This is a genomic window from Bartonella sp. MU70NMGDW (genome assembly GCF_042194085.1).
Classification (GTDB): domain Bacteria; phylum Pseudomonadota; class Alphaproteobacteria; order Rhizobiales; family Rhizobiaceae; genus Bartonella; species Bartonella grahamii.
This window is the reverse complement of record NZ_JBHIMK010000052.1, coordinates 596-13,645: the sequence shown is the minus strand read 5'-3', so window position 1 is coordinate 13,645 and position 13,050 is coordinate 596. Positions and strand designations below refer to the sequence as shown.

Annotated in this window: 4 protein-coding genes; all 4 read left to right on the top strand. The window is 38.3% G+C overall.

The annotated features are described in order from the left end of the window. Positions 1 to 190: 190 nt before the first annotated feature. Positions 191 to 3,040 carry an autotransporter outer membrane beta-barrel domain-containing protein gene (locus tag ACFIKE_RS06115; RefSeq protein WP_375648651.1) on the top strand — a complete coding sequence of 950 codons (2,850 nt, stop codon included), beginning with the start codon at positions 191 to 193 and terminating at the stop codon, positions 3,038 to 3,040. 559 nt (positions 3,041 to 3,599) lie between these two features. Next, positions 3,600 to 7,004: an autotransporter outer membrane beta-barrel domain-containing protein gene (locus ACFIKE_RS06110; protein ID WP_375648649.1), complete on the top strand. Its 3,405-nt coding sequence runs from the start codon at positions 3,600 to 3,602 to the stop codon at positions 7,002 to 7,004. A gap of 152 nt (positions 7,005 to 7,156) precedes the next feature. Then, positions 7,157 to 10,423 carry an autotransporter outer membrane beta-barrel domain-containing protein gene (locus ACFIKE_RS06105; RefSeq protein ID WP_375648648.1) on the top strand — a complete coding sequence of 1,089 codons (3,267 nt, stop codon included), beginning with the start codon at positions 7,157 to 7,159 and terminating at the stop codon, positions 10,421 to 10,423. Between the two features lie 147 nt (positions 10,424 to 10,570). Next, the coding region (locus ACFIKE_RS06100; RefSeq protein WP_375648647.1) for an autotransporter outer membrane beta-barrel domain-containing protein at positions 10,571 to 13,050 on the top strand (2,480 nt) is incomplete at its 3' end.

Sequence of the window (13,050 nt, the reverse complement as noted above, 5' to 3'; positions counted from 1 at the left end):
TTTTGTAAAAGCGACAGATTTAGATTGTATTTTTGAGTAATTTTTTAATTCCATATTTACATAAAACACAAAAAATACTAATAAACCTCACATATTAGAACCTAAACGTGTTGAATATTTTTCTATTAGTTAAGCTTTTAATACGTTATGTGTATTCTTGGTAAGAAGAGGGGGGGATTATGGTGTAATTATGGTCAATCTATTTAAAAATCGTTTCTCCTTATGTACTTTTACAACAGCATGTCTTTTTTTTGCACACAATGTTGATGTTTTTGCAAACAATGCTGAATCTCAAGTTGCCTCTGAAAAAAAACAGTCTTCATGTGATCAGAATGCAGCATTTTATCAGTGTTCTGATGGTGAAGAGCACGAAATTAATAATAAAGTTTATTCACGAACGGATAAAAATATTAATGGTGTTCATGGAGCCATGGAGGTTTCTAAAAGCGATACAATTATTCGTGGCAAGAATATAACTGTTAAGGGTATTTTGGATGAAAAGAATAATTCGGAAAAGAATTTTTGGACATATGGAGTAAAGGCATCAGAACATGCGAACGTCTTTCTGAGCGATTCTACGTTGAGTGGCGTTTTAGTGGGGGTGGAAGCTCAAGGTGGTTTCCTCACACTATCTGGTGGATCGATTGATGCAATCAAAACGGGGGCTTTTGCAGAAGGAAAATCTCGAAGTAGAATTAATTTAACGAATACAAAAATTAGGCTAGGAAGTGTTGGGGTTAAAGCAGGAGAAAAAGGATACCTTATTTTAGAGGGTGTCTCTATTACCGGCAAGGGGAGTACTGGCAAGGATGATCAAGGGCTGGATGCAGGTCGTCAGGCAGCTTTTCACATATCTGAAGATGGTTATGTTGATTTTATGAAAGGGTCTGTTGATGTCACTGATGCTCATGGGCTTTTATTGCAGGGAGATAAAGGTTCTCAGATTAATATTGGAGATTCCAATATTACAGTGAAAGGTAATGCATTTTATGGTATGCATTTTGAAGGTAAAGCAGCATCAGATGGTTCGTTAGAGAAAGAGTTATCGCGCGTTGATTTGAAAAAGACGCGTTTTGTCGTTCCAGATAGCATAGCTCTTTACAGCAGTAAATCTGGAAAGTCTTCTATATTTTTAAAGGAAACAAAGCTTTTTGGAGATTTGTTGCTGAAGGTTGAGAGTAACTCTTCTATAAAGGTTGTTGCTGATGCTTCTGCACTTGTCGGTCAAACTCAGGTTGATAATAGTTCTACAGCTAATCTTGGATTGAAAAATAATTCACAGTGGGTTTTATTGCAACCAAGACATAAAAAATTACAAAATCCTAATTATAGAGGTGTTTCGTTTATTTCATCGGTAGATCTTTCTAATAGTTCTATTATTTTTAAAAAACCAAAGTCTAGTACTGATCATGCATATCAAACGCTTTATATTGGAAAAGGAACAGGTGTTGTGTATCGGTCGTTGGGTGATGCTTGGATTCATTTGAATGCATGTTTAAATCCTAGTGATACAAGTGGTAATCAAGTAACGGATCGGCTTCTCATTCATGGTGATGTTTCGGGAGAAACTATAGTCCATATACAAGGGGTTGCGGGAGGTTTAGAAGAAAAAAATGAAAAAGCGCATAGTGTTTCAATTATTCAAGTTTATGGAAAGGCATCATATAACTCTTTTCAACTGAATGGGCAGTATGTTGCATTAAATGGCGCGCCTTATAAATATGTTCTTCGTTCTTATGGACCCAAAGCTACTGGAGGGGAGGAGCATGTTAAACAGAGATTTGCTTTGAATGGAGGAGCATTTTGGAATTTTCGTTTAGAAAATGAATATGTTCAAACATCTGATGTTTCTAAAAGTACTCCTATGGTTTCTAAACGTACACCTCCTGAACATGCTTCTTTTGAGGATATTGTTCCAGAATCTTCTGATGATGTTGTTCCAGCGCCTTCTGCGGATGTTGTTCAAACCTCTTCTGATGATGTTGTTCCAGCATCTTCTGCGGATATTGTTCCAGTGTCTTCTGCGGATAGTCTTTCTAAGATTGAAAATGTTTTTCCGTCTCGACGAGGTGTAAGATCTGTTGTTCCTCAGGTACCAACTTATCTCCTTTTGCCAAATAGTTTATTCCATGTAGGTTTGATAGATATTAGCAATCAAAACAAGCAGTTGGAGAGAGTACGGAATAATCCTAGTGGGATGTTGGAAATTCGTGAAAATCCTGCTTCATTTTTGCGTGGTTATGGTGGGAGTTATCGTTATGGTTCAGATTTATCTGCGCTTGAATATGGCTATGGGGGGGATCTAGTATACTATGCGCTAGAGACAGGTGTTTTGCTACAAACTGTTGAAAATGTTGACAGTACTGTATCCTTTGGGGTTATGGGGTCTTATGGAAAGCTCTCTCTACAGCCTCAAGATGTTGCACAAAGCCAAAAAAGTACATTTGATAAATGGACTGCTACAGTATATGGCAGTATGCAACATGATGCAGGATTTTATGTTGATGGTCTTTTATCCTATGGTCTGTTTAAGGGAGATGTTCTGACAACTGCTCGGGGTAAGACTGCAACATTGAAGGGTAACCCTTTAAGTGTTTCCTTGATGAGTGGTCAGAAAATTGCCACAGGATATGAAGGTCTTGTTTTTGATCCACAGGTTCAGGTTGTTTATCAACATCTTCAATTTAATGAGGCTCGTGATATTGATAATTTTAATATTGAGATGGATAAACTGGATCAATTGATGGTGCGTATGGGGGGGCGTTTGATGAAGACCCTGACTGCGTCTGAAAAAGATCGTGATGTTTCTTTCTATGGAAAGATTCATTTTGCCCATGATTTTGGCAAAGAAAGAGCTGTGCGCTTTAAAGATTCTTTCCAGTTAGGGGCTTTTGGTTCTTCTCTAGAAGCTGGATTGGGTGTTAATGCTCAATTGTCTTCAAAGTTTGCTTTGCATGGAGATGTGACTTATCAGCACAAGCTTACCAAGGCTGGTTTTTCTGGAGTAAGTTTTTCTGGGGGTCTTCGCTACCATTTTTAGATAACCATAAATTATAAGATAAGTTTTACACAATTATAGAATTTTGTATGAAGTATAAAACGAATATTTAAGTTTTATACTTCTCATTTTTCGAATGTTTAACTTAGCGTTATTGCAGGTGTTATCTTCTTTTATATAAGGGGGGAGAGGTTGTAATAGAGTTATGGCTAATATATTTAAAAGTTATAAGTTTTTATATACTCTTACAACAGCTGCTGTTTCTTTTTTTCCAATCGTGGTTGTTAGTGCGAATTCTAACGCTTCTAGAGTTTCGTGTGATTCAGAGGCTCAGTTTTATACATGCAGTGATGGTAAGAAGCACGTAATCAAAAATAAAACCTATGATTTTCTAAACGCTTCTAAAGGTAAATCGGTTTCTGCTATATATGTATGAAAGCAAGGCACAATTGTTAATGCGTCTCGTATAACTGTTACGGGTAGTAATCCAGATGAAATATCTCAATATGGTGCATTCGTACAAGATAGCGGAAAGCTTGTTCTAACGGATTCAAATTTTAAGAATATCCCCGGTCTTCGTGCTCTCAATGGAGTTATTCAAATGAACGACGGGAAGATTGAGGGAACTTCACACGCTATTTATGCATCGGGGAAAAAGACGGATATTGCTTTAGTTCGTGTAAATGTTGAGATTAAGCCAGACAATTTGAATGTAAAGGGTATAGGGATTGTAAGTGGTCTTGATGCATTTGTTAGGATGTCAGGTGGTACCGTTACTTTTAATGAGATTGGCGCATTTTCAACAAAATTTGGGGGGAAGTATCTTCTCGATACCATGATGGTTGAGGGAAAAGGAGAAAAATACACTGCTATAGTTGATAATGAAAGTGTCGATAAATTACCAGAAGCTTTTGACATATCTCAAGGGGGAGCTGTTCATTTGAGGGATAGTTCTATTCTGCTTACTGATATGCATGGCTTCTTGATTACAAATTTTTTAGGTTATGCCTATAAAAATGGCAAGCTAATTCAGAGTTATGATTCATCAGATGAATTTAAGAAAACAAATATTAATATTGAGAGATCAAATATTTCTGTGCACGGGATGGGGGTACATGGTCTGTACTTTGATACATTAGATTCAGATCGATGGGCTGATATGTTGAATATAGATGATAAAAAACGTTCAGAAACAGAAAAAATTGTTCTGGGAACTGCATCAGTTTATTTGTCAAAGACGTCTCTTACAGTTCCAGATGGTATTGCTATTTATGCTACGGGGCCTGAAGGTTTGGGAGCTGAAGCTACTCTTGAATTATCGGAAGGAACCAGAATCTCTGGTGATTTGTTATTTAAAGCTCAATACGACTCCTTTATAACCGTAAAAGCTAGGGACACTACGCTTACAGGAGATATTCGTGTTGAAGATACATCTACTGTTGATTTAGAGTTAACGCGTGGCTCGACATGGTATCTTACCCAAAGTAAATATTATCTCATCCAAAGTAAAAACGAAGATTCACAAGAAGGTATTTCTATAGATACATCCGTCTCATATATAAGTCTTTCAGACAGTACTATTGTTTTTAATAGTATATCCAATAATTATCAAACACTGCGCATTGGAAAAAAAACGATTATAGATGATATAGATGATATAAGTAAACAAGGTGAGTTGATAGCATTATACGGACTAGTCCATAAGGATGCATATAGTGCACAGGGTAATTCTCGGATTAAGCTCGGTGCATTTTTGAATGACGATGGTTTATTTGATACTCAAAAAGTTGATCGTATTTTGATTTATGGTGATGTCTCGGGGGAGACTACACTTCTCCAAGTGGAAGGTTTTTCCGAAAAATCAAAAAAAGAAGTCCGTGATAAAGGAAGTGAAAGTGTTTCACTTGTTCAAGTTTCTGGGTACGCGTGTGAAGATTCTTTTCAACTTGCCAGTGGGTATGTTACAATAGGTAGTTTTCCTTATCAATACCATCTTCGTGCTTATGGTCCAAGTTCTTCTTCTGGAAAAGCAGATCCCAAGAATAGATTAGTTGCAGGCAATGGAGACTTTTGGGATTTTCGCCTTGAAGGTATTTATGTGAGTTCCAAAGTTGATTCTTCTGAAACTAAGACTATTGAACCTGTTCATACGGATCTTACTTCCACTCCATCTACGCCTCCTTTTGTTGAAGTATCTTTACCGTCCTCTCCTCCTGTCGATTCTACATCTGTACCATTGCTTTCTACTGATACAGTTGAAACTTCGCATATAGAATCTATACCTACACCATCTGATTCAGTTACATCTCCTTCTTTGGCTCCTATGCCTGAACCACCTATGCCGTCTGCTCTACCTACGGTTTCTTCAGATGAGTTGTCTTTTTCAACCGAGCTTTCTTCTACGGAGGGTATTTCTACACCTGTTCCAACCGTTTACTCTACACCTCCTTCGTCCGAGTCGCCTGTGCCATCTGCTCCTGTTGACCTTAAGTCTATACCATCTCCTTCTGTTTCAGTTGAAACTTTACCTAAACAATCGATGCCTGCATCTCCGTCTGATTTAGCTAGATCTTTCCCTGTAGAAACTGTGCTGGAGCTATCTGCTTCGGTTACGTCTTCTCCATTTGAGTTGTCTGTGCCATCTACTTCTGTTAGTTCTGAACCTTCTGCATCTGTGTTATCTAAGTCAGTAGAATCCTCATCTAAAGATTCGGCACCCACTCCTCTATCTCCAGCCGTTATACCTGCCTCTTCTCCGTCTACGCCCTCTGAGTTAGGTGATCCTTCATCTACAGGTTCTGTGCCCACTCCATTACCTACGCCTACAGATCCTTCATCTTCTGCGCCCTCTGCGTCGGTAGATCCTTCAGCTTCTTCCTCTCCAGTTGCAGTTGTTACACCAACACCTACTCCGTTTGAGCTTTCTGATCCAAGTGATCCTATACCTACAGATCCTGTTCCCACTCCGCCTGTTCCAGTTGAACCTACACCAGTTGTGTTTGTTCCTGTTAGGCTTGATATTCAGTCCGAGCCAAGAATTAGAGCGGTTGTTCCACAGTTACCAACTTATCTCCTTTTACCAAATGCTTTATTCCATACCCGCTTGATGGATCTTGTCTCTCAAAATAAAAAATTGAAGGCAATACGAAGCTCTTCTCGAGGTTCTTTGAAGAGTGATGAAAATCCAGCATTTTTTATACGTGGTTATGGTGGAAGCTATCACTATGCTTCAAATCTTTCTGCTTTTGAATATGGCTATGGAGCCGAACTCGATTATAGTGCACTGGAAGCAGGCGTTTTATTGAAAGAAATTGAGAGTTCAGAGAGTTGCTCATTGTTTGGGGTGATGGGAACTTATGGAAACCTCTCTCTCCATCCTCTAAATGTTGAACAGAGCAAAAAGAGTCCATTTGATAAATGGTCCGTTGCTGCTTATGGAAGTCTGCAACATGATGCGGGTTTTTATATGGATGGGTTGTTATCTTACGGCTTGTTTAGGGGTGATGTTTTCACTCTTGCACGGGGTAAGGTCGCAACATTAAAAGGTAAACAGTCAAGTGCTTCTTTAACCAGTGGTAAAACATTTGCAATAGGGCGTAATGGTTTTGTTTTTGATCCACAGCTTCAGCTTATTTATCAGCATCTTCAGTTTGATGGTGTGCGTGATGTTGATAGTCTTGATGTTGATATGGGAAAATTTAATCAATGGACGGCACGTGCTGGTGGGCGTTTAACTAAGTTTCTTGCGCCCTTTGAAGAGGGGCGTGTTATTTCTTTCTATGGTAAGCTTTATCTTATGCGTAGTTTTGGAGATAGACAGTTTGTTTCATTTAAAAATGATTTCCAGTTAGGTGATTTTGGTTCTTCTTTAGAAGCGGGGCTCGGTTTTAATGCCAAATTATCTTCGAAATTTGTACTTCATGGAGATATAAATTATCAACATGGACTGACAAAAGCAGGGTTTTCTGGAATGAGCTTTTCCGGTAGATTACAATATCTTTTTTAGTTATCCATGAAATATAGAATAATTTATATATAAGTATATAAGTGTTATATTAATAATTAAGTTAACTATTTATCGTATATTTATTTTATTTTAATAAGTTTATAATATACATTATGTGATTGTTCTTCGTTAATAAATAGGGGTAAGGAAGAATGGTGATAAATGTATTTTACAAACATGCATTTTTATACAATTTTACAACAGCTATTCTTTATTTTTTTCAGGTTGCTTATGTTAATGCTGCAGGATCTTCAAGTGATGCAGGAGAGGCATTTTATAAATGCGATGATAGAAAAACACACTTTCTCGCAAATAAAGTTTATTACTTAAAAAATTCTCAGGAGGTTGCGCCTATTGCAGCTATATATGTAGAAAAAGTAGGCACTGTTGTTAATGCCTCTCAGATAACAGTTTATGGCGATAATCCAGATAAAATATCTGCCTATGGGGCGTATGTAAGAAATGGTGGAAAACTTAATCTAACATTTGCAGATTTCAAGGACATACCTGCTCTTCGTGCTCAAAATGCAGTTATTAGCATGACAGTAGGGGAAATTAAGGGTGCTTCACATGCTATTTATGCATGGGGGAAAGAAACGGATATTGCTTTAGAGAGTGTGAATATCGATATTGAGCCAGATAATTTGAAGGTAAAAGGGATCGGTATTATGAGTGGTTTTGATGCAATGGTTAGAATGTCAGAAGGTACCGTTAATTTTAATAAGATTGGCTCATTTTCAACTCGGTTTGGGGGGCGCTATATTCTTGATACTATGTGTATTACGGGGCAAGGAAGGAGGGAGGAAGCTAGAACAGATGGTGATGGCGCTATGGGGGTATTGCCGGAAGCTTTTGAGGTTTTTCAAGGAGGTGATGTTTATTTGAAAAAAGGTTTTATTCATCTTAACAATATGCACGCATTCTTGATTAAAAATTTTTCAGGTTATGTAGAAAACAATGGCAAATTAATTCAAAAGTATGTTTCGCCAGATGGCTTTAAGAATACAAGTATTAAGATAGAAAAAAACGATATTTCTGTGAAAGGGGAGGGAGTACATGGTCTGTATTTTAATGTTTTAGCTCCAGAAGAGCTTGCTAAGATGACTAGGCAACGAGATGATGAAAAAGTTTTAGAAACCCAAAAAGTTCTCACGGGGAAGGCATTTGTTTATTTATCACAGACAAATATGACAGTTCCAGATGGTATTGCGATTTATGCGAAGGGAAATAGAGGCTATAGGGCTGAAGGTATTCTTGAATTATCTGATGAAACAAAGATTTCTGGTGATTTGTTGTTAAAAGCTGAAAACAACGCTTCTCTATTGGTGAAAGCGAATTCTTCTTCTCTGACAGGAGGGACGCGTGTTGACGATAAATCAACTATTGATTTAGAGTTAACCCGTTATTCAACATGGTATCTTACTAAAAGTAAATACAATGGTTTACGGGAATCTGTTTCATCTCTTTCTTCTCTAAGTCTTTCCAATAGTACACTGATCTTTTATGATGAAGATATATTGAATGGTTATCAAACGCTACGCATTGGAAAAAGGGCGGATATAGGCGCAGGAGATAGAATTCTCGCATCAAAAGATAAAAAAGTTTACAGTGCTGAGGGAAATGCTCAGATTAAGTTGAGTGCATTTTTGAGTGATGAGGGTTTGTTTGATCCCCAAAAAACCGATCGTATATTGATTTCTGGTGATGTCTCGGGAACGACATTCATTCATGTGCGAAATTTTCCAAAAGCTGCAAATAAAGAAGTCCATGAAGGAAGAGATCAAAGCATTTCACTTATTCAAGTTGCTGGAACAGCGCAGGCAGGTTCTTTTCAACTCGCCAATGGTTATGATAGTTATACTACAGTGAAAGGTTTTCCTTATCAATATCGTATTCGTGGTTATGGTCCGAATTCGCCCTTTGGAAAAGCGGATGCTAAGCAAAGATTAGTGGAAGGTGAGGGGGATTTTTGGGATTTCCGTCTTGAAGGTATCTATATTTCTTCTAGAATAGGTACTTATAATGGTCCATTTATTAAACTGGCTTCGTTTTCATTATCTCATCCTTTAGATTCTCCGCCTCCCAATTCACTTCCTACGTCATTGACATCTGCCACACCTTCTTCTTCTACATCTTCTGATCCTGTTGATCCTCCACCTTCTTCCCCCGACCCACTTCCTACGTCATTGACACCTTCCACACCTTCTTCTTCTACATCTTCTGATCCTGTTGATCCTCCACCTTCTCCCCCCGACCCACTTCCTACGTCATTGACATCTGCCACACCTTCTTCTTCTACATCTTCTGATCCTGTTGATCTTCCACCTTCTCCCCCTGATCCACTTCCTACGTCATTGACATCTGCCACACCTTCTTCTTCTACATCTTCTGACCCTGTTGAACCTTCGTCTAATCTTCCTGTGTCGCTTAATGTTCAGCCTAATCTCCAAATTAGAGCTGTTGTTCCTCAATTGCCAACTTATCTTCTTTTGCCAAATACCTTATTTCATGCTGGTTTAGTGGATATGACCACGCAAAATAAGACGGTAGAGACAATGCGGAATGCTTTTCATTCCTCTTGGAAGGATGATGAAAAGACAGCCTTTTTTCTGCATGCTTATGGTGGTAGTCATCATTATGCTTCCAATTTATCTGCTTTTGAATATGGCTATAACGCTGAGCTGAATTATAGTGCACTCGAAGCAGGTGTTTTGTTAAACGAGATTGAGAGTTTATACAGTCGTACATTCTTTGGGGCTTTGGGGAATTATGGAAATCTTTCTCTAACCCCAGAGGATGTTGAACAAAGCAAAAAAAGCGCATTTGATAAATGGTCTGTTGGAGCCTATGGAAGTTTACAGCATAATACGGGTTTTTATATCGATGGAGTATTATCGTATGGACTTTTTAAGGGAGATGTTTTGACACTAGCACGGGGCAAGGTTGTGACGTTAAAGGGTAAACAGTTTAGCGGTTCTTTAACAAGTGGCAGAACGTTTGCAACAGGGGATAAAGGTGTTGTTTTTGATCCGCAGATTCAGGTTGTTTATCAGCATCTTCAGTTTAATCCGGCACATGATGTTGATAATATTGATGTTGATTTAGGAAAATTTCATCAATGGGTGGGGCGTGTTGGTGGGCGTTTAAGCAAGACACTTAATGTTTCTGAAAAGGGACGTGCCGTTTCTTTTTATAGTAAGCTTTCTTATTTGCATAGTTTTGAAGATAAGCAATTTGTTTCTTTTAAAAACGATTTCCAATTAGGTGATTTTGGTTCTTCTTTAGAAGCGGGGCTTGGTTTTAATGCCAAACTATCTTCGAAATTTGCACTTCATGGAGATATAAATTATCAGCATAAACTGACAAAAGCAGGATTTTCTGGAATGAGCTTTTCTGGTAGATTACAATATCATTTTTAGTTATCCATAAAATATAGAATAATTTATATATAAGTATATAAGCGTTATATTAATAACTAAATTAAGTATTTATTGTATATTTATTTTATGAAGTTTATACTATATATTATATGATTGTTATTCTTTGATAAATATGAGTAATGAAGAATGATGGTTAATGTATTTTATAATCATACATTTTTATGCACTTTTACAACAGCTATTCTTTATTTTTTGCAAATTTTCCATCTTGAAGCTGCTGGAAGTTTATGTGATCCAGAGGCTCCATTTTATAGATGCGATGATAGAAAAACACACTTTCTCGCAGATAAAGTTTATTACTTAAAAAATTCTCAGGAAGCTGCGCCTATTGCAGCTATATATGTAGGAAAGCAAGGCACAATTGTTAATGCGTCTCGTATAACTGTTACGGGTGATAATTCAGATGAAATATCTCAATATGGTGCATTCGTACAAGATGGCGGAAAGCTTATTCTAACGGATTCAAATTTTAAGGATATCCCCGGTCTTCGTGTTCTAAATGGAGTTATTCAGATGAATGACGGGAAGATTGAAGGAACTTCGCACGCTGTTTATGCATCGGGGAAAGAGGCGAATGTTGCTTTAGTTCGTGTCAATGTTGAGATTAAACCAGACAATTTGAATGCGAATGGTATAGGGATTGTAAGTGGTCTTAATGCATTTGTTAGGATGTCAGGTAGCACTGTTACTTTTAATGAGATTGGCGCGTTTTCAACAAAGTTTGGGGGGAGATATCTTCTCGATAACATGACGATTGAGGGAAAAGGGAAAAAATACACTTCTATAGTTGATAATGAAAGTGTCGATAAATTACCAGAGGCTTTTGACATATTTCAAGGTGGCGCTGTTCAATTGAGGAATAGTTCTATTGTGCTTAATGATATGCATGGCTTTTTGGTTAAAAATTTTTCAGCTTTTGTAAATAGTAGAGGCCAGCCTATTCATAATTATGATCTATCAGACGCTTTTAAGAAGACAAATATTGAGATTGAGAGCTCAAATATTTCTGTGCAGGGAAAGGGGGCTTATGGTCTGTATTTTAATCTATTAGATCCAAACACAGTGGCCGAATATTATGGACAAAAAGGTGTTTCAAAAGAGCCAAGAATCACTATGGGAAAGGCATCTGTTCGTTTAAAACAGACAACTTTCACAGTTCCAGATGGTACAGCTATTTATGTTACTGGGCAGGGCGGTTATGGAGCTAGTGTTTCTCTTGATTTATCAGAAGCAACAAAGATCTCTGGTGATTTGTTATTAAAAGCTGAAAAGAACTCTTCTATATCTATTAAAGCAAGCGCGTCTTCCCTTACAGGGGGTGTGCACGTTGAAGATACTTCTACTGCTAGATTAGAATTAACGCGTGGTTCTACTTGGTATCTCACAAAAAGCAAATATAAAGGTTTGCAGGGTTCTGTTTTTACAGATTCATCACTTTCATCTGTGAGTCTTTCTGATAGTACATTTATTTTCAATCGGGATGTATCCAGCGGTTATCAAACATTGCGTATCGGGAATGAACGATACAAGGAGGCATACAATGCGGAGGGTAATGTTCAGATTAAGCTCAGTACGTTTTTGAATGATGATGGTTTGTTTGATTCTCAAAAAACCGATCGTATTTTGATCTATGGAGATGTTTCCGGCACTACACTGCTCGTGATGGAAAATTTTTCCAAAACTTCAGAAAAGGAAGTAAGCGGTGAAGGAAGCAACAGTATTTCACTTATCCAAGTTTCTGGATATGCGCGTGAAGATTCTTTTAAACTAATGGGCGATTATACTGCAATAAATGGTTTGCCTTATCAATATCGTCTTCGTGCTTATGGCCCAAGTTCTTCTTTTGGAAAAGCAGATCCTATGAATAGATTAGTTGCAGGAGATCGGGACTTTTGGGATTTTCGTCTCGAGGGTATTTATATTAGTCCTAAACAAGATTCTTCTACAATTTTACCTATTCCACCTTCACCTTCTGCGCCGGTAGATCCTACACCTACAGACCCTGTTCCCACTCCATTACCTACACCTATTACACCAACACCTGCTCCGTCTGCGCCCTCTGATCCAAGTGATCCTGTACCTACAGATCCTTCACCTTCTTCCTCTGTGCCTATTACACCAACAGCTTCTCCGTCAGCGCCCTCTGATCCAAGTGGTCCTATACCTACAGATCCTTCATCTTCTTCCTCTGTACCTATTACACCAACACCTGCTCCGTCAGCGCCCTTTGATCCAAGTGGTCCTGTACCTACAGACCCTTCATCTTCTTCCTCTGTGCCTATTACACCAACAGCTTCTCCGTCAGCGCCCTCTGATCCAAGTGGTCCTGTATCTACAGATCCTTCATCTTCTTCCTCTGTGCCTATTACACCAACACCTGCTCCGTCTGCGCCCTCTGATCCAAGTGGTCCTATACCTACAGATCCTTCATCTTCTTCCTCTGTACCTATTACACCAACACCTTCTCCGTCAGCGCCCTCTGATCCAAGTGATCCTGTACCTACAGATCCTTCATCTTCTTTCTCTGTGCCTATTACACCAACACCTTCTCCGTCAGCGCCCTCTGATCCAAGTGATCCTGTACCTACAGATCCTTCATCTTCTTT